The sequence below is a fragment of the Caldimonas brevitalea genome (assembly GCF_001017435.1).
GTDB lineage: Bacteria > Pseudomonadota > Gammaproteobacteria > Burkholderiales > Burkholderiaceae_C > Caldimonas > Caldimonas brevitalea.
Window position 1 is genome coordinate 2,597,614 of record NZ_CP011371.1, and the last position, 22,382, is coordinate 2,619,995.

Consider the following 22,382-nt stretch of genomic DNA (forward strand, 5'->3'; position numbering starts at 1 on the left):
CTGTTATACTCTTCGGGTTTACCTGGACGGGGTTCTTCTACACCCCCTCGTCCGAATCGGCGGCCGTTGCGGCATCCGTACTCCTGTTGGGCCAGCTGCTCAGGCGATATCTCAGACGATAGGCCGGAGCGACGTGCAGACGGAGAGCGAGACGCAGCAGCGACTGTCTGTGACGGGGCAGGTAAGCAAATCGCGAACCCGGCCGTGTGAAGGTGTTGCAGCCCGCAAGAGCGGTTGCAATGTGCGCCGGATTTTAGACCTAACCTTTGGAGCAGTTATGCCCGTCACCATGCGTGAAATGCTGGAAGCCGGTGTCCACTTCGGTCACCAGACCCGCTTCTGGAACCCCAAGATGGCCCCGTATATCTTCGGCCATCGCAACAAGATCCACATCATCAACCTCGAGAAGACGCTGCCGCTTTTCGAGGACGCCATGAAGTTCGTGCGCCAGCTGTCGGCTCGCCGCGGCACCATCCTGATGGTCGGCACCAAGCGCCAGGCGCGTGAATTCGTCGCGCAGGAAGCCCAGCGCGCCGGCATGCCCTATGTCGACCAGCGCTGGCTGGGCGGCATGCTGACCAACTTCAAGACGGTCAAGACCTCCCTCAAGAAGCTCAAGGACATGCAGGCCCAGGTCGAGGGCGGCCTCGAGCAGATGAACAAGAAGGAAGGCCTGATGTTCCAACGCGAGATCGCCAAGCTCGAGAAGGACATCGGCGGCATCCAGGACATGAACGCGCTGCCCGACGCGCTGTTCGTGATCGACGTCGGCTATCACAAGATCGCCGTCGCAGAAGCCAAGAAGCTGGGCATTCCGGTCATCGGCGTGGTCGACAGCAACCACTCGCCGGCCGAGATCGACTACGTGATCCCCGGCAATGACGACTCGTCGAAGGCCGTGGCCCTGTACGCCCGCGCCGTCGCCGACGCCGTGCTCGAAGGCAAGGCCAACGCCGTCAACGACGTGGTGCAAGCCGCCTCGGGTGGCGGTGAAGACGAATTCGTGGAAGTCAACGAAGCCGCTTGAGCCCGTCCTCGGCGCTGAAAGAGGGGGCTGCTTCAGCCCCTTTTTTTCAGCACGATTCGAATTTGTTGGCGGGCGCAAGGCGCCCGCAGCCTGTTGAGAGAACTGGAGATACGAAATGCCCGCAATTACCGCAAGCATGGTGGCCGAACTCCGCGCGAAGACCGACGCGCCGATGATGGAGTGCAAGAAGGCGCTGACCGAAGCGGACGGCGACCTGGCCAAGGCTGAAGAGATCCTGCGCGTCAAGCTGGGCAACAAGGCCAGCAAGGCGGCCTCGCGCGTCACCGCGGAGGGCATCGTGGCGGCCTACATCGACGGTAGCACCGGCGCGCTGATCGAGTTGAACTGCGAGACCGACTTCGTTTCCAAGAACGACGACTTCCTGGCCTTCGGCAAGACCCTGGCCGAGATGATCGCGAAGCAGAACCCGGCCGACGTCGCCGCGCTGTCGGCGCTCGAGCTGAACGGCACGACCGTCGAGGCCACCCGTTCGACGCTGATCGGCAAGATCGGCGAGAACATGGCGATCCGCCGCTTCAAGCGCTTCTCTGGCGACAGCAAGCTGGTCAGCTATCTGCACGGCACCCGCATCGGCGTGATGGTCGAGTACACCGGTGACGACGTTGCCGCCAAGGACGTCGCGATGCACGTCGCGGCGATGAAGCCGGTGTCGCTGTCGTCGGACCAGGTGCCGGCCGACCTGATCGAGAAAGAGCGCTCGATCGCCCAGCAGAAGGCGGCCGAGTCCGGCAAGCCCGCTGACATCGTCGCCAAGATGGTCGAAGGCTCGGTGCAGAAGTACCTGAAGGAAGTGTCGCTGTTCAACCAGCCCTTCGTGAAGAACGACAAGCAGACCGTCGAGCAGATGCTCAAGGCTGCCAACACCACGGTGAAGGGCTTCACGCTGTTCGTCGTCGGCGAAGGCATCGAGAAGAAGCAGGACGACTTCGCTGCCGAAGTGGCGGCCCAGGTCGCTGCTGCCAAGGGCCAGTAAGCCCGCGCCATCCCCTACACTTCGCTCACCCACCGCCGCTCACTCGGAGGACCTGCATGCCGGCCTACAAGCGCATCCTGCTCAAGCTTTCTGGAGAAGCCCTGATGGGCGACGATGCCTACGGCATCAACCGCGCCACCATCGTCCGCATGGTGCGTGAAATCCAGGAGGTGACGGCGCTGGGCTGCGAAGTGGCCGTCGTGATCGGCGGCGGCAACATCTTCCGCGGCGTCGCTGGCGGCTCGGTCGGCATGGACCGCGCCACTGCTGACTACATGGGGATGCTGGCCACGGTGATGAACGCGCTGGCCCTGGCCGACACCATGCGCCAGGAGGGGATGACGGCGCGCGTGATGTCGGCCATCGGCATCGAGCAGATCGTCGAACCTTACGTGCGCCCCAAGGCACTGCAGTACCTCGAAGAGGGCAAGCTGGTCATCTTCGCCGCGGGTACCGGCAACCCCTTCTTCACGACCGACACGGCGGCGGCACTGCGTGGGGCCGAAATCGGCGCCGAGATCATGCTGAAGGCCACCAAGGTCGACGGTGTGTACACCGCCGACCCGAAGAAGGACGCGACGGCCACGCGTTACGCGAAGATCAGCTTCGACGAGGCGATCATCAAGAATTTGCAGGTGCTGGACGCGACGGCGTTTGCGTTGTGCCGCGACCAGAAGCTGCCGATCAAGGTGTTCAGCATCTTCAAGCCGGGCGCGCTGAAACAGGTCGTGCTCGGTGAAGACGAGGGCACCCTCGTCCACGTTTGAGGAGTACGAAGCACATGAGCATTGCAGACATCAAGAAGACGGCCGAACAGAAGATGCAGAAGTCGGTCGAAGCCTTCAAGCACGAGCTGACCAAGATCCGCACCGGTCGCGCCCACCCGGGCCTGCTCGACCAGGTGCAGGTCGAGTACTACGGCTCGATGGTGCCGGTCAGCCAGGTCGCCAACGTCACGCTGCTGGACGCGCGCACCATCAGCGTGCAGCCCTGGGAAAAGGGCTTGGGCGCCAAGATCGAAAAGGCCATCCGCGAGTCCGACCTGGGCCTCAACCCGGCCTCGCAGGGGGATCTGATCCGGGTGCCGATGCCGCCGCTGACCGAAGAGCGGCGCCGCGAGCTGACCAAGGTGGTCAAGCACGCCGGCGAGGACGCCAAGGTGGCGGTGCGCAACCTGCGCCGCGATGCCAACGAGCATGCCAAGAAGCTGCTCAAGGACAAGCAGATCACCGAAGACGACGAGCGCCGCTCGCAGGACGAGGTGCAGAAGCTGACCGACCGCACGATTGCCGAGATCGACAAGCTGATCACCGGCAAGGAAGCCGAGATCCTTGCGGTCTGATCCGGCGCAGCGGAACCGCAGCGGCTCCCCGATCGTGCCTGACCACACTGCCGTGATCCCGCGCCACGTCGCCATCGTGATGGATGGCAACGGGCGCTGGGCCAACAAGCGATTCCTGCCGCGTGCGGTGGGCCATGAACAAGGCGTCGAAGCGCTGGTGCGCACGGTGCGCGCCTGCGTGCAGCGCGGCATTCCCTACCTGACGGTGTTCGCATTCTCGTCTGAGAACTGGCGGCGACCCGAGGACGAAGTGTCCAAGCTGATGGGCCTGGTGCTGGTCGCCGTGTCGCGCTATGTCGAGCGCCTGGCGCAGGAGGGTGTGCGCATCCGCATCGTCGGCGACCGCGAGGCGGTCTCCGAAAAGGTGCGCGCGTCGTGGCACAAGGCCGAGACGGCGACTCAGCACAACTCCCGCCTGACCTTGTCGGTCGCCTTCAACTACGGCGGCCGCTGGGACATCGTGCAGGCGTGCCAGCGTGCGCTGGCCGACGGTGTCCCGCCTGCGGAGCTGACCGAGGCGCGCCTGGGCAGCTACCTGGCGTTGTCGCACGCCCCCGACCCTGACCTCTTCATCCGCACGGGCGGCGAGCTGCGCATCAGCAACTTCCTGCTGTGGCAGGCCGCCTATTCCGAGCTGTACTTCACCGACTGCCTGTGGCCCGATTTCGGCGACGCGGAGCTTGACGCCGCCATCGCCGATTTCGCGCGCCGCGAGCGCCGGTTCGGTGGCGTCGAGCCCGCCGCTTCCTCCATCTCGCAAGGGACCTGACCCGATGTTGCTGCAACGTGTCATCACGGCCTTGTTGTTGGTGTCCGTGCTGTTGCTGGCCCTGCTGGTGCCTCAGGTCTGGCCGTTTGCCTTGCTGACGCTGCTGGTAGTGGCCGTGGCGGGTTGGGAGTGGGGCCGTCTGAACGAAAGTGGCGCGCGTGGCGCTTTGGGCCTGGGCCTGTTGGTCGCCGTCCTGTGTGCGGTCACCTGGTGGGTCGAGGCGCCCTTGCTCGACCAGGGATGGCTTTGGTGGTGCACCACCGCGGCGTGGGTCCTGGGGGGCGGCTACGTGCTGAGCCGCGGTCCGTCGAAGTGGCCGGCCGCGCCTCGCGTCCTGCGCCTCGCCCTCGGCACTGTGATGCTGTGGTTGACCTGGATCGCGCTGACGCGCGCCAAAGAAGTCGGCATTGCGTATCTGTTGTCGGTGTTCTGCCTGGTCTGGGCCGCCGACATCGCCGCCTATTTCGGCGGTCGCGCCTTCGGGCGGCGCAAGCTCGCGCCGGCCATCAGCCCCGGGAAGAGCTGGGAAGGCGTCTGGAGCGGCATGGTCGGCGTGCTGCTGCTGGCCGCGCTGTGGACCTGGGCCGACCGGTCCTGGTCGCTCGGCTCGCCCAGCATCTACACGCAGGTGCAAGGCCGTTTCGGCTGGGCCGGGCTGGTGGTGGTGTGTTTGTTCCTGGCGGCCATGAGCGTCGTCGGCGACTTGTTCGAATCCCTGGTCAAGCGCAGTGTGGGTGCCAAAGACAGCAGCCAATTGCTGCCCGGCCACGGGGGCGTGCTCGACCGCATCGACGCCTTGTTGCCGGTGTTTCCGATCGCGCTGACCCTGAGCTTCATTTGATGCCTGTTGCCACGCCCCCCATGCAACACGTCTGCGTGCTCGGCTCGACCGGCTCGGTCGGCGCCAACACGCTGGACGTGATCGGCCGGCACCCGGGCCAATACAGCGTTTTCGCGCTCACCGCCCACAGCCGCGCGGACGCCTTGCTCGAGCAGTGTCTGCAATGGCGGCCGCGCTATGCGGTGCTGGGCGACGAGGCCTGCGCCCGCCAGCTGCGCACCCGCTTGCGCGAGGAGGGCGTGTCGACCGAAGTGCTCTCGGGGGCCCGTGCCCTCGAAGAGGTGGCGTCGCATCCCGAGGTCGACGCCGTGATGGCGGCCATCGTCGGTGCCGCCGGCCTGGCGCCCTGCATGGCCGCCGCGCGAGCCGGCAAACGGCTGCTGCTGGCCAACAAGGAAGCCCTGGTGGTGGGCGGCGCGCTCTTCATGGAGGCGGTGGCGGCCGGCGGCGCGCGGCTGTTGCCGATCGACAGCGAACATTCGGCCATCTTCCAGTGCCTGCCCGAAGACCCGGCCAGCTGGGGCGAGCGGATCGACCGTATCGTGTTGACGGCGTCCGGCGGCCCGTTCCGGGAACGCGATCCGGCGACACTGCGCGACGTGACGCCGGCGCAAGCCTGTGCGCACCCGAACTGGGTCATGGGCCGCAAGATTTCGGTCGACTCGGCGACCATGATGAACAAGGCGCTCGAGGTGATCGAGGCGCGCTGGCTGTTCGCGCTGTCACCCGAGCAGATCGAGGTGGTGATCCACCCGCAAAGCATCATCCACTCGATGGTGGTGTGCAAGGACACCTCGGTGCTGGCCCAACTCGGCACGCCCGACATGCGGGTGCCGATCGCCTACGGCCTCGCGTATCCGCACCGCATCACCTCCGGCTCGCAGTCGCTCGATTTCATGAAGCTGGCCGCGCTCACCTTCGAGGCGGTCGATCCGCAGCGTTTTCCCGGCCTGCAGCTCGCGTGGCAGACGCTGCGCAGTGCGCCGGGCAGCACGGCGGTGCTCAACGCGGCCAACGAGGAGGCCGTGTCGGCCTTTTTGGACGGCCGCATCCGCTTCGACCAGATTCACGCGGTCAACCTGGCGACGCTGGAGGCCACCTCGGTGCCTGACGGTGCCGCCGGGTCGCTCGACACGCTGCTCGCGCTCGACGCCGAGGCGCGCCGTATTGCCCGCGAACGGGTGCAAAGGTGGGCGGCATGACGACGGTTCTGGCCTTCCTCGTCACGCTGGCGATCCTGATCGTCGTGCACGAGTGGGGCCATTACCGCATGGCCCGGGCCTGCGGCGTCAAGGTGCTGCGCTTCTCGGTCGGCTTCGGCAAGGTGCTGTTTCGCCGCCAGCGCTCGCCCGACAGCACTGAATTCGTGATCTCGGCGCTGCCGCTCGGCGGCTACGTGCGCATGCTCGACGAGCGCGAGGGCCCGGTGGCCCCGCACGAAGTGCATCGCGCCTTCAATCGACAGCCGCTGCGCTCGCGCGCGCTGATCGTCTCGGCCGGGCCGGTCGCCAACCTGGTGCTCGCGGTGCTGCTCTACGCAGCGGCGGGATGGGTCGGCACCCAGGAGGCCAAGGCCTTGCTCGGCGCGCCGAGCCAAGGCAGCCTGGCCGAGCAGGCCGGGCTTCGTTCGGGTGACTGGGTCAAGACCGTGACGGTGTCGGGTGGCAGCCCGGTCGACGTGCGCTCGATGAACGACCTGCGCTGGTACCTGATCGACGCGACGGTCCACGGCCAGGATCTCGAACTCGACGTCACCGACGCGCGCGGCACACATGCGCGTTCGGTGCTGCTGCCGCTCGGCCGCATCGGCTCGCGTGCGGTGGACGAGCGGCTGATGCAGCGCATCGGCATCGGCGCTCCCTACACCGAAGCCGTGATCGGTGAGGTGGTGCCGGGCAGCGCCGCCGAGCAGGCCGGGTTGCGCACCGGCGACCGTGTGTTGCAGGTCGACGGTGTGCCGGTCGAAGATGGCTCCCGGGTGCGCGAGCGCATCCGTGCCGCCGTGCGCGACGGCCAGCCGGTGCCGATGCAGTGGCGCATCGAAAGGGCCGGGCAGGCGCTCACCTTGCAGGTGACACCCAAGGTCGAGCAGGACCCGGCGGGGGGGCCGAGCTTCGGGCGCATCGGCGCCGGCATCGGCCAGCAGATCGAGATGGTAGAGGTGTCCTACGGGCCGTTCGACGGTGTCGCGTATGGCTTGCGGCGCACCTGGGAACTGTCGGCGCTGACCCTCAAGATGCTGGGCAAGATGCTGATCGGTGACGCGTCGCTGAAGAACCTCAGCGGCCCCTTGTCGATCGCCGACTACGCCGGCCAATCGGCACGTCTCGGCCTGGCTTACTACCTGGGCTTCCTCGCAGCGGTCAGCGTCAGTCTCGGTGTGTTGAACCTGCTGCCGCTGCCGGTCCTCGATGGAGGACACCTGATGTATTATCTTTTCGAAGGGGTGACAGGGCGGCCGATCTCTGACGCTTGGCTCGATCGGCTACAGCGCGCAGGCGTGGCCATCATGCTCTTGATGACCTCACTCGCCCTCTACAACGACGTGGCCCGGCTCCTGGGTCTGCACTGACCTCATGCTGCTTTCCATACGCACGCGCGCTCGCCTGCTGTCCGCCTTTCAACAACCGGCCTTCTGCAAACCCACGCTCATTGCCGCTGCGGCGGTCGCGGCGTTGCACGCCAGCCCGGCCTGGGCCGTCCAGCCCTTCGCGCTGCGCGACATCCGTGTCGAAGGGCTGCAGCGCACCGAGCCCGGCACGGTGTTCGGCTCGCTGCCGTTTCGTGTCGGCGACACTTACAACGACGAGAAAGGCGCCGCCGCGCTGCGGTCCTTGTTCGGCACTGGCTTGTTCTCCGATGTCCGCATCGAGGTCGAAGGCGACGTCGTCGTGGTGGTGGTGCAGGAGCGCCCGATCGTCTCGGCGGTCGAGTTCGTCGGCACCAAGGAGTTCGACCAGGAGGCCCTGACCAAGGCCTTGCGCGAGGTCGGCATCGCCGAAGGGCGACCCTTCGACAAGGCACTGGTCGACCGCGCCGAGCAGGAACTCAAGCGGCAGTACCTCGCCAAGAGCCTGTACGGCGCCGAGGTCATCACGACCATCACGCCGCAAGAGCGCAACCGCGTCAACGTGACCTTCACCGTCACCGAAGGCGGCGTCGCGAAGATCAAGGACATCCGCATCGTCGGCAACAAGGCCTACTCGGAAGGCCAGCTGAAGGATTTGTTCTCGCTGACCACCGGCGGCTGGCTGACCTGGTACACCAAGTCCGATCGTTATTCCCGCGCCAAGCTCAATGCCGACCTGGAGCAGCTGCGGTCGTTCTACCTCAACCGCGGCTACCTCGAGTTCGCGGTCGAGTCGACCCAGGTGGCGATCTCGCCGGACAAGCAGGACATCACGATCACGATCAACGTCCGCGAAGGCCAGCCTTACCTGGTCAGCGGCGTGAAGCTCGAGGGGCAGTACCTCGAGAAAGAAGAAGAGTTCAAGTCGCTGGTGACCATTGACCCCGGCAAGCCGTATCGGGCCGAAGACGTGGCCGAAACCGTGCGGCGCTTCACCGAGCGTTTCGGGGCGTTCGGCTATGCCTTTGCCCGGGTCGAGCCGCGCACCGACATCGACCGCGCCAACGGCCGCGTCGCGGTGGTGCTGCAGGCCGAGCCGCAGCGTCGCGTCTACGTGCGGCGCATCAACGTGGCCGGCAACACCCGCACCCGCGACGAAGTCGTGCGCCGGGAGTTCCGCCAGTTCGAATCGTCCTGGTATGACGGCGAGAAGATCCGTCTGTCGCGCGACCGCGCCGACCGGCTGGGCTACTTCAACGAAGTCGCCATCGAGACCAACGAGGTCCCCGGCACCAACGACCAGGTCGATCTGACCCTCAACGTGGTCGAGAAGCCGACCGGCAATTTGCTGCTGGGCGCCGGTTTCTCCAGCGCCGAGAAGCTGACGCTGACCGCGTCGATCAAGCAGGACAACATCTTCGGCTCGGGCAACTACCTGGGCGTCGAGTTCAACACCAGCAAGTACAACCGCACCTTCGTCGTCAGCACCGTCGATCCCTACTTCACGGTGGACGGTGTCTCGCGTGCGCTCGACTTCTACTACCGCACGACCCAGCCGCTGTCCAGCCAGGGCAGCGACTACAAGCTGGTGACGCCGGGCGCCTCGATCCGCTTCGGCGTGCCGTTCAGCGAGTACGACACGGTGTACTTCGGCATCGGCGCCGAGAGCACCGAGATTCGAGGCGACTCGAACGCGATGCCGATTTCTTACTCGCTCTACCGCGACGAGTTCGGTGCCAGAAGCGTGTCGCTCCCGTTCACGCTGGGCTGGACCCGGGACGATCGTGACAGTGCGCTGGTGCCCTCCCGGGGCCGTTACCAGCGGGTGAACGCAGAGCTGAGCCTGATCGGCGACGCGCGCTACCTGCGCAGCAACTACCAGTTCCAGCAATACATCCCGCTCTCGCGCAGCTTCACCTTCGCGTTCAACGCGGAAATCGGCTACGGCAAGGGCTTGCAGGGACGTCCCTTCCCGGTGTTCAAGAACTTCTACAGCGGCGGCCTGGGCACGGTGCGCGGTTTCGAGCAAGGCTCGCTGGGCCCGGTGGACGCCACCGGCGCCTTCTCGGGCGGCGCCAAGCGCATCAACCTGAACACCGAGCTCTATGTGCCGTTCCCCGGCTCGGGCAGTGACCGGACGTTGCGCTTGTTCACCTACTTTGACGTCGGCAACGTGTTCGATGAACACGCCAAGGTGCGCGCCTCCGACCTGCGGGCCTCCGCCGGTATCGGCTTCAGCTGGGTCTCGCCGGTGGGTCCGCTCAAGCTCGCCTATGGCGTGCCGGTGCGCAAACAACCAGGCGATAGAATCGAACGACTGCAATTTCAGATTGGGACTGCGTTCTGATGAAGAAGAATTTTTGGGGTTCGATGCTGTCTGCGGGCCTGCTGCTGCTGGCCCTGCAGGGCGCGCAGGCGCAGGAGCTGAAGATCGGCTACGTCAACAGCGATCGGGTGCTGCGCGACGCCACGCCTGCAAAGGCTGCCCAATCGCGCCTCGAGCAGGAATTCTCGCGGCGCGAGAAGGAGCTGGCCGACATGGCGGCCAAGCTCAAGGCCGCGTCCGACAAACTCGAGAAGGAAGGCCCGGCCCTGGCCGAGTCCGAGCGCGCACGGCGCCAGCGTGACCTGGTCGAGCAGGACCGCGACTTCCAGCGTCGCCGCCGCGAGTTTCAGGAAGACCTGAACCAACGCAAGAACGAAGAGCTGGCCGCAGTCGTCGAGCGGGCCAACCGCGTGATCAAACAGATCTTCGAGCAGGAGAAGTACGACCTGATCCTGCAAGAGGCCGTGTTCGCCGGCCCGCGTGTCGACATCACCGACAAGGTGATCAAGGCTCTCAACGCCAACGGCGGCAAGTGATCGAGGCGCCGTGACCGATGTCTGTCTGGGCGACGTCACCGCGCAGCTCGGTGGCGAGCTGATCGGTCCCGCCGAACGCCGCATCAACCGTATCGGGCCACTCGAGGGCGCGACGCCTTCGACGCTGAGCTTTCTGTCCAATCCGAAGTACCAGTCGCAGCTGGCCGAAACCCAGGCCGGCTGCGTGATCGTCGCGCCGGCCTTTCGCGAGGCCGCTGCCGCGCGCGGTGCGGCCATCGTCACCGACGACCCCTACCTCTACTTCGCGCGGCTGACCCAGTGGTGGGCGCGACGTGAACGGCCGGCGCCGCCGGCCGGCATCCATCCGAGCGCGGTGGTGGCGCCGACGGCCCGTATCGGCCGCGAGGTGCGCATCGAGGCCTTCGTCGTGGTCGAGGACGACGCGGTCATCGAAGACCACGCGGTGATCGGTTCGCACTGCGTCATCGGGCAGGGCGCCCGGGTGGGCCATTCGACCCGGCTGGCGCCACGCGTGTCGCTGCTGCACGGCTGCAGCATCGGCGCGCGCGGCATCGTGCATTCGGGCGTCGTGATCGGCGCCGACGGCTTCGGGTTTGCGCCTCATCAGGGGCAATGGGTCAAGATCGAGCAACTGGGCAAGGTCCGTATCGGTGACGACGTCGAGATCGGCGCCAACAGCTGCATCGACCGTGGCGCGCTGGACGACACCGTGATCGAAGACGGCGTCAAGCTCGACAACCTGGTGCAGATCGCCCACAACGTGCACATCGGTGCTCACACCGCGATGGCCGGCTGCGTCGGCGTGGCGGGCAGCGCGCGTATCGGCGCGCATTGCACGGTGGGCGGTGGCGCGGGCATCCTCGGGCATCTGACGCTGGCCGACCATGTGCATGTGTCGTCGATGTCGCTCGTGACGCGCTCCATCCTGCAGCCGGGCCTGTACAGCGGCGTGTTCCCCATCGACGACAATAAGTCCTGGGAAAAGAACGCGGCGACCTTGCGGCAGTTGCACACACTGCGGGAGCGCATCCGCGCGCTGGAAAAGAAATTGATGCCATGAGCATGGACATTCACACCATACTGAAAAAGCTCCCGCACCGTTACCCGATCCTGCTGGTCGACCGGGTGCTGGAGGTCGAGGACGGCAAGCGCATCAAGGCGCTGAAGAACGTCACCATCAACGAGCCCTTTTTCATGGGGCACTTCCCCAATCGCCCGGTGATGCCGGGCGTGCTGATGCTCGAAGCGCTCGCCCAGGCCTCGGCGCTGCTCGCGTTCAGCGCCGACGGGCGCGACCTCGACCCGCGCGCGGTCTATTACTTCGTCGGCATCGACGGTGCGCGTTTCAAGCGTCCCGTCGAGCCGGGTGATCAGCTGATCCTCGAAGTCGGGCTGGATCGCGCCCGCGGTGGCATCTACAAGTTCAACTGCAAGGCCAGTGTCGACGGCGAGCTGGCGGTGGAAGCCGACCTGATGTGCACCATGCGCATCGTCGAGGACTGAACGGGAGGCGGCGATGGCGATCATTCATCCCACCGCAGTCGTCGACCCGAAGGCCGAGCTGGCGGCTTCGGTCACCGTTGGCGCCTATGCCGTCATCGGCCCCGACGTGCGCATCGACGAGGGCACCTCGGTGGCGCCCCACGTCGTGATCGAGGGCCACACCAGCATCGGCCGCGACAACCGCATCTTCCAGTTCTGCTCGGTCGGGGCGGTGCCGCAAGACAAGAAATACGCCGGCGAGCCGACCGAATTGCGCATCGGCGACCGCAACGTGTTCCGCGAGGGCTGCACGCTCAACGTCGGCACGGTGCAAGACGGCGGTGTCACGAGCATCGGCGATGACAACTGGATCATGGCCTATGTGCATGTGGCGCACGACTGCCACCTCGGCAACCGCATCACCATCGCCAACGGCACCCAGCTGGGGGGGCACGTGGTGGTGGGCGACTGGGTCACGCTGGGCGGCATGTCGGGCGTGCACCAGTTCGTCAAGATCGGCGCGCATGCGATGACGGCCGTCGGCAGCGTCGTGCTGCAAGACCTGCCGCCCTTCGTCATGGCCGACGGCGACAGCGCCGAAGCCAGCGGCATCAACGCCGAAGGTTTGCGCCGGCGCGGTTTTTCCGCTCAGCGCATCAGCGCGGTCAAGCAGATGTACCGGCTGCTGTACCGCCAGGGGCTGACCTTCGAAGACGCCAAGTCGCAGATCTCGGCGTTGACGGCCGAGTACCCCGAGGCCAGCGGCGACATCGAGATGATGTCCCGCTTCCTGGCCGAATCCACGCGCGGCATCGTCCGCTGACCCCGTTCGTCCGCCCGATGTTGCCCGCACCGCGGCTGGCCCTGGTGGCCGGTGAAGCCTCCGGCGATCTGCTGGCCGGCCTGATGATGGGCGGGCTGCGTGCGCGCTGGCCCGCGTTGCAGGCGCAGGGCATCGGCGGCCCCCGCATGGCCGAGCACGGTTTCGAGGCCTGGTGGCCGCACGAGAAGCTGGCGGTGCGAGGTTATGTCGAGGTGCTGCGGCACTACCGCGAAATCGCCGGCATCCGGCGCCAGCTGGGCGAGCGCTTGTTGGCCGAGCGGCCCGACGTCTTCATCGGCGTCGACGCGCCCGACTTCAACCTCGGCCTGGAAGAAAAGCTGCGGGCGGCCGGGATCAAGAGCGTTCATTTCGTCTGCCCGTCGATCTGGGCCTGGCGCGGCAAGCGCATCGAGAAAATCCGCCGGGCGGCCGACCACGTGCTGTGTTTGTTTCCGTTCGAGCCGGCGCTGCTGCAGAAGCACGGCATCGCCGCGAGCTACGTCGGCCACCCGCTGGCCGACGCGATCCCGCTCGAAGTGCCACGCGCGCAGGCCCGTGCCACCTTGCAACTGGCGCCTGACGACACCGTCGTGGCGCTGTTGCCCGGCAGCCGCCGCAGCGAGGTGCAGTACATCGCGCCCAGCCTGTATGCCGCAGCCGCCGAGCTGCAGCGGCGCCGACCCGGGCTGCGTTTCGTCTTGCCGGTGGTGCCGGGGCTGCGTACCATGGTCGACGCGGCCGCCGCCCCTTATGCAGGGCAGGTGGAGGTCACGCTGGTCGAAGGGCGCTCGCACGAGGTGCTGGCGGCGTGCGACGTGACGCTGATCGCAAGCGGCACCGCGACGTTGGAGGCCGCGCTGTTCAAGCGGCCGATGGTCATCACCTACAACATGCACTGGTTGAGCTGGCAGATGATGAAGCGCATGGGCTATTTGCCGTGGGTGGGGCTGCCCAACATCCTGTGCGAGGACTTTGTCGTCCCCGAGTTGCTGCAGCATCACGCGACGCCGGCGGCGCTGGCCGACGCCACGCTCGCCTGGCTGGACCAGCCGGCCCGCTGCCGCGCGGTCGAGCAACGTTTTCTCGAACTGCACCACCGTTTGCGCTGCAACACCGCGCAGGCTGCCACCGATGCGATCGCGAAAATCCTCCAAGCCTGAACAACTGCCCCTGACTTGGGAAGTGCAAGGCCTGATGGCCGGCGTCGACGAGGCGGGCCGTGGGCCGCTGGCGGGCCCGGTCGTGGCCGCCGCGGTCATCCTCGACGACGCGCAGCCCATCCAGGGGCTGGCCGACTCCAAGCAGCTCACCGAGCGCACCCGGGAGCGGCTGTTCGAAGAGATCCGCGCCAAGGCCTTGTGCTACGCGATCGCCGAGGCCAGCGTCGAGGAGATCGACCGCCTCAACATCTTGCAGGCCACCATGCTGGCGATGCGCCGTGCGGTCGAAGGTCTGCGGCTGAAGCCGGCCAAGGTGCTGGTCGATGGCAACCGCCTGCCGGTGCTGAAGGTGGCGGCCGAGGCCATCGTGCAGGGCGACGCCAAGGTGCCGGCCATCTCGGCGGCGTCCATTTTGGCCAAGGTGCATCGCGACCGGCTGTGTTTGCAGCTGCACGAGCTGCATCCGCAGTACGGTTTTGATGAGCACAAGGGCTATTCGACACCCGACCATCTGGCCGCGCTGCAGGCCCACGGGGCCTGCCTTGCCCACCGCCGCAGCTTTGCCCCGGTGCGGGCGGTGCTGGACCCGCCGGCATGACGATCCAGCCGCTGCAGATCACGTCGCGCGACAACCCGCTGCTGCTCAAACTGCGCAAGTTGGCGCAAGATCCGGCGGCTTACCGCAAGCTGGGCGAGATTTGGGTCGAGGGCGACCATTTGTGTGCCGCCTGTCTGACGCGCAACGTGCCAGTGCGGCAGGGCGTGTTCTCGCAGTCGGCCTGGGAGCAGCCGGCCTTGCGGGCGCTGGCGCGGGGCGCACCGCGCGTGGCGGTGGTGCCGGATGCGCTGTTCAAGGCGTTCAGCGGGCTCGAGTCGCCGACCGGCTGCGGTTACTTGCTGCCGCTCGACGAAGGCGCCGCGGTGCTGCCGGGTGTGGCGACCGTGGTGCTCGACCGGCTGCAAGATGCCGGCAATGCAGGCTCGGTGCTGCGCAGCGCGGCCGCGCTCGGCGTGCGCCAGATCGTCGCGCTCAAGGGCACCGTCGCGCTGTGGTCGCCCAAGGTGCTGCGGGCCGGCATGGGGGCGCATTTCGGGCTGCACCTCGTCGAGCAGGCCACGCTCGCCGATCTCGACCGCCTGGGCGTGCCGCTGGTCGGCACCAGCTCGCACACGCCGGCAGAACTGCACCAGACGGCGCTGCCGTCACCCTGCGCCTGGGTGCTCGGGCACGAAGGGCAGGGGATCGAGGCGGAGTTGCTGGCGCGTTGCGCGCTGACGGTGCGGATTCCGCAGCCGGGGGGCGAGGAATCGCTCAATGTGGCGGCCGCCGCCGCGATCTGCCTCTACGAATCCCTGCGCCAGCGCCCCGCGGCCTGAAGCTGCCGCCGTCGCCCCGTTGGGCGAGGCGGCCACACCTCAATAAATCAGCCGGTCCGGCCGGATGTCGCGCAGGATGGTGGTGGCGATCTCCTCGATCGACTTGTGCGTCGACGACAGCCACGAAATGCCCTCGCGACGCATCAGCGACTCGGCGGCGCTGACCTCGTAGCGGCAGTTCTCGAGGCTGGCGTATTTGCTACCGGGGCGGCGTTCGTTGCGGATCTCGGCCAGCCGGTCGGGCGCGATGGTCAGCCCGAAACATTTGCCCTTGTGCGGCACCAGCGACGACGGCATGCAGTCACGCTCGAAGTCTTCCGGAATCAGCGGGTAGTTCGCCGCCTTCACCCCGTGCTGCATGGCCAGGTACAGCGAGGTGGGCGTCTTGCCGCTGCGGCTCACGCCGACCAGGATCACGTCGGCCTCTTCGAGGTTCTTGGCCGACTGCCCGTCGTCGTGGGCGAGCGAGAAATTGATGGCCTCGATGCGGTTGTGATACTCCTGGCTCTTCGCGATGTCGGAGAAGCGGCCCACCCGGTGGTTGGACTTCATTCCGAACTCCGCTTCGAGCGGCTCGACGAAGGTCATGAACATGTCAAGCACCAGGCCCTTGCAGCCGCTTTTCACAATAGCGAGCACTTCCTCGTCGACCAGCGTCGTGAAGACGACCGGCTTGCGGCCCTCGGCTTCGGCCGTCCGGTTGATCTTGTCGACCGCCTGCTCGGCCTTCTCGACCGAGTCGATGAACGGCATGCGGACGTGGCGCGGCTGGATCGCGAACTGCTTCAGGATCGAATTGCCGAAGGTTTCGGCCGTGATGCCGGTGCCGTCGGAGACGAAGAATACGGTGCGGGTCGTCATGAATCAGATTGTTTAGCTTTGTTCAGAACTGAATGTTAAAAGCCCCGGTAGAATTCCGAGAAATATCCCTCGTCATCCGTCCATGCGCACCCCACCACACCAACCAGAATCCACAAAGTGGATCGGCGTGTGCGCACCCGTCCCTGCCGCTGCCGCCTTCGGCGAGGCTGGCCGGACGGGCTCCGCCGTGCCGGCGGGGCTGGACGCCCCAGCGCGATACGCCGCCGATCGCGCGCCGCGGGCGGACACGGGAGCACCGGTTTCTCAACATCACGGAGCTTTCCCATGTCATCCACCTCACTGGCGACCGCCCTGGTCGTACCGTTTGAAAACCTGAGGATGACCGACGTCGAGTCGGTCGGCGGCAAAAACGCCTCCCTCGGCGAGATGATCAGTCAACTGGCGGCGTCCGGCGTGCGGGTGCCGGGTGGCTTTGCGACCACGGCCCACGCGTTCCGCGAGTTCCTGGCGCAAAGCGGCCTGGCGGCCAAGATCAACGCCACGCTGTCCAAGCTCGACACCGAAGACGTGCGCGCGCTGGCCGAGGCCGGCGCGCAGATCCGCCAGTGGGTGGTCGACACCCCGCTCCCGCCGGCGCTGGAAGACGCGATCCGCACCGAATTCGTCAAGCTCACGCACGAAAACCCGGGCGCGTCGTTCGCCGTCCGCTCGTCGGCCACCGCCGAAGACCTGCCGGACGCCTCCTTCGCGGGCCAGCAGGAGACCTTCCTGAACGTCGTCGGCATCGAAGACGTGCTGCACAAGATCAAGGAAGTGTTCGCGTCGCTCTACAACGACCGGGCCATCAGCTACCGCGTGCACAAGGGTTTCGCGCACAGCGACGTGGCCTTGTCGGCCGGCATCCAGCGCATGGTGCGTTCCGATCTGGGCGCCGCCGGCGTGATGTTCACGATCGACACCGAATCGGGCTTCAAGGACGTCGTGTTCATCACCTCGAGCTACGGCCTGGGTGAGACGGTGGTGCAGGGCGCGGTCAACCCCGACGAGTTCTACGTCCACAAGCCGGCGCTGAAGAACGGCAAGCTGCCCATCATCCGCCGCAACCTCGGCTCCAAGCTGATCAAGATGGAGTTCGCCAGCCCCGAGGAGCGGGCCTCCGCCGGCAAGCTGGTGCGCACGGTCAACACCGCGCCGGAGCTGCGCAACCGTTATTCGCTGAGCGACGCCGACGTCATCGAGCTGGCCAAATACGCGCTGATCATCGAGCAGCACTACGGCCGTCCGATGGACATCGAGTGGGGCAAGGACGGCGAAGACGGCAAGCTGTACATCCTGCAGGCGCGCCCCGAGACGGTGAAGAGCCAGTCCGAGGGCAAGGTCGAGCAGCGCTACAAGCTGAAGGGGCAGGGCACCGTGCTGGCCGAGGGCCGCGCCATAGGCCAGAAGATCGGCACCGGCCCCGTGCGCCTGGTGCACTCGATCAGCGAGATGGACCGTGTGCAGCCCGGCGACGTGCTGGTGACCGACATGACCGACCCCAACTGGGAGCCGGTGATGAAACGCGCCAGCGCCATCGTCACCAACCGCGGCGGGCGCACCTGCCATGCGGCCATCATCGCGCGCGAACTCGGCATTCCCGCTGTGGTGGGCTGCGGCGACGCCACCGACGTGCTGAAGGATGGCGCGCTGGTGACGGTGGCCTGCTCGGAGGGCGACACCGGCTACATCTACGACGGCCTGCTCGAGACCGAGGTCACCGAGGTGCAGCGTGGCGAGATGCCGTACTGCCCGATCAAGATCATGATGAACGTGGGCAACCCGCAGCTCGCCTTCGACTTCGCCCAGATGCCCAACTCTGGCGTCGGCCTGGCGCGCCTCGAGTTCATCATCAACAACAACATCGGCGTGCATCCGAAGGCCATCCTCGACTATCCCAATGTCGACGCCGACCTGAAGAAGGCGGTCGAGTCGGTGGCCCGCGGTCACGCCTCGCCGCGCGCCTTCTATGTCGACAAGCTGGCCGAAGGCATCGGCACCATCGCCGCGGCGTTCTGGCCCAAGCCGGTGATCGTGCGCCTGTCCGACTTCAAGTCGAACGAGTACCGCAAGCTGATCGGTGGTTCGCGCTACGAGCCCGAGGAAGAGAACCCGATGCTGGGCTTCCGCGGTGCCTCGCGCTATGTCAGCACCGAGTTCGCCGAAGCCTTCGCGATGGAGTGTGAAGCGCTGAAGCGCGTGCGCAACGACATGGGCCTCGACAACGTCGAGATCATGGTGCCCTTCGTCCGCACCTTGAAGCAGGCCGAGCGGGTCATCCAGATGCTGGCCGAGCATGGTTTGCCACGCGGCAAGGACAACCTCAAGGTCATCATGATGTGCGAGGTGCCGAGCAACGCCATCCTGGCCGAGCAGTTCCTCGAGTACTTCGACGGCATGTCGATCGGATCGAACGACTTGACGCAGCTGACCCTCGGGCTCGACCGCGACTCCGGCCTCGAACTGCTCGCGCAAGACTTCGACGAACGCGACCCGGCGGTGAAGGCGATGATCTCGCGGGCGATCGCTGCCTGCCGCGCGGTGGGCAAATACGTCGGCATTTGCGGCCAGGGTCCCAGCGACCATGCCGATTTCGCCGAGTGGCTGGCCGACGAAGGGATCGTCTCCATGTCGTTGAACCCCGACACCGTTGTAAACACTTGGCAACGCCTGGCACAGCGCTGATCCCTGTCAGATCTACCTGATCGCTCGACAAGCGGCTCCTTCGGGAGCCGCTTGTCTTTTAGACTCGCGAGGCAAGTCCTGATCGGGATTGCTTTTATCGGTGTCGACACGACGCAGAACGCTGCAATACCGAACCGAATCTGTCCAGATCGCATGTGAGGAAGGGTGTCAGATGCTGCTGGTGGTGTCCGCGATCAAGTTGGTGGCCGAGATCGCCTTGCTGTCGCTGGCCGGGCAATGGTTGCTGGGCCTGCTCGCCGGGCCCCACCGCGAGGCCAATGTGTTCTACCAGCTGCTGTCCGTGCTCACGCGGCCCTTCGTGAAGCTCGCGCGTCTGCTCAGCCCGCGCGCCGTGCTCGACGCGCACTTGCCGCTCGTGGCCTTCCTGCTGCTGGTGCTGACCTGGGTGGCCGCGACCCTCGCCAAGGTCAGCCTGTGTGTCGAAATCGGGGTGCAGCTATGCCGCTGACACCTGGTGCGCCGGCAGATCGCACGGGCGTGCTCGCCCACCGACTGCTCAAATACCGTGCCTTGCTGTGCCTGGCCTTCGGCGCCTCCAGCGCCGCCCGGCGGGCGTTCGACCGGATGCTGTCGCGCTGGCCGGGCGACGTTTTCGCACTGGCCGGGCGCGGCCATTTGTTCGCTGCCACCGGCGACCGCGCCGCCGCCCTGCGCGACCTGCGCGAACTCACACGTTTACACCCGCGGAGCGGGGCGAACCATTGGTTCAACCTGGCGTTCCTGCTCGAGGAGGGCGGTCAATACGACGAGGCCGAGACCTGTTTTCGGCAGGCCGTCGAGCTGGACCCGCACCTGGATCGAGCGTGGTACGGCCTCGGCCTGGTCCTGATCCGCGCCCATCGTTTCGAAGAGGCGGCCGTTGCCCTCAAGCGCAACACCGAATTGCAGCCGATGAGCCCATACGGCTGGTACCAGCTGGCACGGGTCCATCTCGAGCGGCGGCGGCCGGACGAGGCGATCCAGATCATTCGTCACCTGAAGGGTTTTGAGCCCAAGGTGGCGGCGCAACTCGAGCGCGAAACGGGTCTGGCGGTGTGATCGATTCGGTGCTCTAGCTCCGGGGGGAGGGGCGGGGGCACTGTGTGGGGCAGCCGGGTGGCGCGCTCGAACATCGGGCGAGCCGGCCGCTCTTGGTACCTCGGGCTGCGCCCGGGGCTGGCTTTTAGGGAGAGCAAAGACATGCAATTGACACGCAAGCACGAAGAGTACTGGCGCAAGAACCTGAGGGTGACAGCCTTGTTGCTGGCCATCTGGTTCGTGGTGACCTTCGTGATCGGCTATTTCGCGCGTGAGCTCGACTTCAACTTTTTCGGCTGGCCGTTCAGCTTCTGGGTAGGTGCCCAGGGGGCGTTGGTGGTCTACGTGGCCATCATCGGGTACTACGCTCGCTACATGAACCGGCTGGATCAAGAACACGGCGTGGCCGAGGAGGAATGACCATGGCTGCCATCCATCCCACATCTCCGAAGCGGCTGTCGGCCTCCGCCACCGCGAACGCTGCCTTCCGCCGCCAGCTGCACAAGGTCTACGGTTGGTACACCGGCGGTTTTATCGTCTTCATCATTGGGCTGGCCTTGCTGGAGCAGGTCGGACTGCCGCGCAACTGGATCGGCTTTATCTTCCTGTTGGCCACCGTCGCGTTGTACGCCGCGATCGGCATCATGAGCCGCACGACGGACGCAGGCGAGTACTACGTCGCCGGGCGGCGGGTGCCCGCGATGTACAACGGCATGGCGACCGGGGCCGACTGGATGTCCGCCGCCTCCTTCATCGGCATGGCCGGCACGCTCTACCTGACCGGCTACAACGGGCTGGCCTTCATCATGGGCTGGACCGGCGGCTATTGCCTGGTGGCCCTGTTCCTCGCGCCCTATTTGCGCAAGTTCGGCCAGTTCACGATTCCCGACTTCCTGGGCGCCCGCTATGGCGGCAACCTGGCACGTTTCATCGGCATCTTCGCCGCCATCCTGTGCTCGTTCACCTATGTCGTCGCGCAGATCTATGGTGTGGGGTTGATCACCTCCCGCCTGTCGGGGCTGGCGTTCGAGATCGGCATCTTCGTCGGGTTGGGCGGCATTCTCGTGTGTTCATTCCTCGGCGGCATGCGGGCGGTGACGTGGACCCAGGTTGCCCAATACATCATCCTGATCATCGCCTACATGGTGCCGGTGGTCTGGCTGTCGGTGAAGCAGACCGACGTGCCGATCCCGCAGCTCGTCTACGGCGCGCAAATGGAGAAGGTGAGCGCCAGGGAGAAAGAGCTGCAGCAGGACCCGAAAGAACTCGAGGTCATCGAGATCTTCAAGCAGCGTGCTGCCGCGGCCGACGCCAAGCTCAAGGACGTGCCCGCCGCGATGGCCTCCGACCAGGCTGCGGCGCAGCTGGCCGTGGCCCGACTGCGGACCGAGAACGCGCCGCTGCACGAAATTCAGGCGGCCGAAAAGGCGGTCGCCTCGCTGCCGCCGAACGAGGCCGACGCGAAGGAGCTCTACACCAAGGAGAAGGCGGCTGCCGAGGCGCGGGCCAAGCCGCTGGGGGGCATGCCGGCGCACGGGCAGATCTACGCCGGCGATCCGCGGGGCGACGCCAAGGCGCAGGCGGCGTTCGACGATTCGCGGCGCAACTTCCTCGCGTTGGTGTTCTGTCTGATGGTCGGCACCGCGGCGTTGCCGCACATCCTGATGCGGTACTACACCACGCCCTCGGTGAAAGAGGCGCGTGAATCGGTGACCTGGTCGCTGTTCTTCATCTTCCTGCTGTACTTCACCGCCCCGGCCCTGGCGGTGCTGGTGAAGTACGAGGTGTTCACCATGGTGGTCGGCACGCCGTTCGACCAGTTGCCCACCTGGGTGTCGCAATGGGCCAAGGTCGACCCGTCCTTGCTGTCCGTCACTGACGTCAACAAGGACGGCATTCTGCAACTGGGCGAGCTGAAGATCGGCGGCGACATCGTCGTGCTGGCCACACCCGAGATCGGCGGGCTGCCGTACGTCATCTCCGGCATGGTGGCCGCGGGCGGTCTGGCGGCGGCCTTGTCGACCGCCGACGGGCTGCTGCTGACGATCGCCAACGCGTTGTCGCACGACCTCTACTACAAGATGATCGACCCGAACGCACCCACCTCGCGCCGCGTGATGATCTCCAAGATCCTGCTGTTGGTGGTGGCACTGTGCGCCGCGTATGTGGCGGCCCAGAAGCCGGCCGACATCCTGTTCCTGGTTTCGGCAGCCTTCTCGTTCGCGGCGTCCGCCTTCTTCCCGGTGCTGGTGCTCGGCATTTTCTGGAAGCGCGCTTCGGCAGCGGGCGCGGTGCTGGGCATGGTGACGGGCCTGGGGGTGACGATCTACTACATGGTGCACAACCAGCCCTGGTTGCGCACGGTGTTCGACGTCACCTCGCCGCCGGAACTGTGGTTCGGCATCCAGCCGATCTCGGCGGGCGTGTTCGGCGTGCCGGTCGGCTTTGCCGTGACGGTCATCGTCAGCCTGCTGACGCCGCCGCCGCGCCGCGAAGTGCAAGACTTCGTCGAGCACGTGCGCTATCCCAATCTGCGCCCGGTCGGGTTGCGCTGAGCCGCACCGGTCGCCTGC

22 protein-coding genes are annotated in these 22,382 nt (G+C 66.3%); 21 read left to right on the forward strand and 1 reads right to left on the reverse strand.

Annotation, left to right across the window (positions count from 1 at the left end; translation table 11 throughout):
* Positions 1 to 277: 277 nt before the first annotated feature.
* From rpsB to AAW51_RS11615, 16 genes are all read left to right on the forward strand, one after another.
* Positions 278 to 1,027, forward strand: coding sequence for a 30S ribosomal protein S2 (gene rpsB / locus AAW51_RS11540; RefSeq protein ID WP_047194738.1), 750 nt, complete (start codon positions 278 to 280; stop codon positions 1,025 to 1,027).
* Between the two features lie 115 nt (positions 1,028 to 1,142).
* Complete coding sequence (tsf, locus tag AAW51_RS11545; protein WP_047194739.1) at positions 1,143 to 2,021, forward strand: translation elongation factor Ts; 879 nt, start codon at positions 1,143 to 1,145, stop codon at positions 2,019 to 2,021.
* A gap of 56 nt (positions 2,022 to 2,077) precedes the next feature.
* Positions 2,078 to 2,788 carry a UMP kinase gene (gene pyrH / locus AAW51_RS11550; RefSeq protein ID WP_047194740.1) on the forward strand — a complete coding sequence of 237 codons (711 nt, stop codon included), beginning with the start codon at positions 2,078 to 2,080 and terminating at the stop codon, positions 2,786 to 2,788.
* Positions 2,789 to 2,802: 14 nt separating this feature from the next.
* On the forward strand, positions 2,803 to 3,363 hold the full coding sequence (gene frr, locus AAW51_RS11555; RefSeq protein WP_047194741.1) for a ribosome recycling factor: 561 nt from the start codon (positions 2,803 to 2,805) through the stop codon (positions 3,361 to 3,363).
* A 31-nt stretch (positions 3,364 to 3,394) separates the two neighbouring features.
* Positions 3,395 to 4,132 (forward strand): polyprenyl diphosphate synthase, encoded by a 738-nt coding sequence (gene uppS, locus AAW51_RS11560; protein ID WP_417903617.1) that lies wholly within the window; start codon positions 3,395 to 3,397, stop codon positions 4,130 to 4,132.
* Positions 4,133 to 4,136: 4 nt separating this feature from the next.
* Positions 4,137 to 4,973 (forward strand): phosphatidate cytidylyltransferase, encoded by an 837-nt coding sequence (locus tag AAW51_RS11565; protein WP_047194742.1) that lies wholly within the window; start codon positions 4,137 to 4,139, stop codon positions 4,971 to 4,973.
* A gap of 20 nt (positions 4,974 to 4,993) precedes the next feature.
* On the forward strand, positions 4,994 to 6,175 hold the full coding sequence (ispC, locus tag AAW51_RS11570; RefSeq protein WP_047194743.1) for a 1-deoxy-D-xylulose-5-phosphate reductoisomerase: 1,182 nt from the start codon (positions 4,994 to 4,996) through the stop codon (positions 6,173 to 6,175).
* Positions 6,172 to 7,545, forward strand: coding sequence for an RIP metalloprotease RseP (rseP, locus tag AAW51_RS11575; RefSeq protein WP_047197687.1), 1,374 nt, complete (start codon positions 6,172 to 6,174; stop codon positions 7,543 to 7,545). Before ispC ends, rseP begins: the two co-directional genes overlap by 4 nt.
* Positions 7,546 to 7,549: 4 nt before the next feature.
* Positions 7,550 to 9,889, forward strand: coding sequence for an outer membrane protein assembly factor BamA (gene bamA, locus AAW51_RS11580; protein WP_083438233.1), 2,340 nt, complete (start codon positions 7,550 to 7,552; stop codon positions 9,887 to 9,889).
* A 23-nt stretch (positions 9,890 to 9,912) separates the two neighbouring features.
* Positions 9,913 to 10,404, forward strand: coding sequence for an OmpH/Skp family outer membrane protein (locus AAW51_RS11585; RefSeq protein WP_238947901.1), 492 nt, complete (start codon positions 9,913 to 9,915; stop codon positions 10,402 to 10,404).
* A gap of 10 nt (positions 10,405 to 10,414) precedes the next feature.
* Entirely contained in the window at positions 10,415 to 11,446 is a 1,032-nt protein-coding gene (gene lpxD / locus AAW51_RS11590; RefSeq protein WP_047194745.1) for a UDP-3-O-(3-hydroxymyristoyl)glucosamine N-acyltransferase, read from the forward strand.
* Between the two features lie 2 nt (positions 11,447 to 11,448).
* Positions 11,449 to 11,889, forward strand: coding sequence for a 3-hydroxyacyl-ACP dehydratase FabZ (gene fabZ / locus AAW51_RS11595; protein ID WP_047194746.1), 441 nt, complete (start codon positions 11,449 to 11,451; stop codon positions 11,887 to 11,889).
* 13 nt (positions 11,890 to 11,902) lie between these two features.
* Positions 11,903 to 12,691 (forward strand): acyl-ACP--UDP-N-acetylglucosamine O-acyltransferase, encoded by a 789-nt coding sequence (lpxA, locus tag AAW51_RS11600; RefSeq protein ID WP_047194747.1) that lies wholly within the window; start codon positions 11,903 to 11,905, stop codon positions 12,689 to 12,691.
* Between the two features lie 17 nt (positions 12,692 to 12,708).
* The gene (gene lpxB / locus AAW51_RS11605) at positions 12,709 to 13,851 is read left to right on the forward strand and encodes a lipid-A-disaccharide synthase (protein ID WP_047194748.1); all 1,143 of its coding nucleotides are present in this window, start codon (positions 12,709 to 12,711) and stop codon (positions 13,849 to 13,851) included.
* A complete protein-coding gene (gene rnhB, locus AAW51_RS11610) occupies positions 13,823 to 14,449 on the forward strand; it encodes a ribonuclease HII (protein WP_047194749.1) in 627 nt (208 codons plus the stop codon). The genes lpxB and rnhB overlap by 29 nt, the downstream gene beginning before the upstream one ends.
* The gene (locus AAW51_RS11615; protein ID WP_047194750.1) at positions 14,446 to 15,228 is read left to right on the forward strand and encodes a TrmH family RNA methyltransferase; all 783 of its coding nucleotides are present in this window, start codon (positions 14,446 to 14,448) and stop codon (positions 15,226 to 15,228) included. Before rnhB ends, AAW51_RS11615 begins: the two co-directional genes overlap by 4 nt.
* 39 nt (positions 15,229 to 15,267) lie before the next feature.
* Here AAW51_RS11615 and ppsR read toward each other — a convergent pair whose 3' ends face one another.
* Entirely contained in the window at positions 15,268 to 16,089 is an 822-nt protein-coding gene (gene ppsR / locus AAW51_RS11620) for a posphoenolpyruvate synthetase regulatory kinase/phosphorylase PpsR (RefSeq protein ID WP_047194751.1), read from the reverse strand.
* Positions 16,090 to 16,374: 285 nt separating this feature from the next.
* Here ppsR and ppsA point away from each other — a divergent pair, with 285 nt between their 5' ends.
* The 5 genes from ppsA to AAW51_RS11645 all read left to right on the forward strand — a co-directional run bounded on the left by ppsA (position 16,375) and on the right by AAW51_RS11645 (position 22,364).
* Positions 16,375 to 18,771 carry a phosphoenolpyruvate synthase gene (gene ppsA / locus AAW51_RS11625; RefSeq protein ID WP_047194752.1) on the forward strand — a complete coding sequence of 799 codons (2,397 nt, stop codon included), beginning with the start codon at positions 16,375 to 16,377 and terminating at the stop codon, positions 18,769 to 18,771.
* Between the two features lie 172 nt (positions 18,772 to 18,943).
* Complete coding sequence (locus AAW51_RS11630) at positions 18,944 to 19,240, forward strand: hypothetical protein (RefSeq protein ID WP_047194753.1); 297 nt, start codon at positions 18,944 to 18,946, stop codon at positions 19,238 to 19,240.
* Positions 19,231 to 19,830 carry a tetratricopeptide repeat protein gene (locus AAW51_RS11635; RefSeq protein ID WP_047194754.1) on the forward strand — a complete coding sequence of 200 codons (600 nt, stop codon included), beginning with the start codon at positions 19,231 to 19,233 and terminating at the stop codon, positions 19,828 to 19,830. Before AAW51_RS11630 ends, AAW51_RS11635 begins: the two co-directional genes overlap by 10 nt.
* 141 nt (positions 19,831 to 19,971) lie before the next feature.
* Positions 19,972 to 20,229 carry a DUF4212 domain-containing protein gene (locus AAW51_RS11640; RefSeq protein ID WP_047194755.1) on the forward strand — a complete coding sequence of 86 codons (258 nt, stop codon included), beginning with the start codon at positions 19,972 to 19,974 and terminating at the stop codon, positions 20,227 to 20,229.
* A 2-nt stretch (positions 20,230 to 20,231) separates the two neighbouring features.
* The gene (locus AAW51_RS11645) at positions 20,232 to 22,364 is read left to right on the forward strand and encodes a sodium:solute symporter family protein (RefSeq protein WP_047194756.1); all 2,133 of its coding nucleotides are present in this window, start codon (positions 20,232 to 20,234) and stop codon (positions 22,362 to 22,364) included.
* Positions 22,365 to 22,382 lie beyond the last annotated feature (18 nt).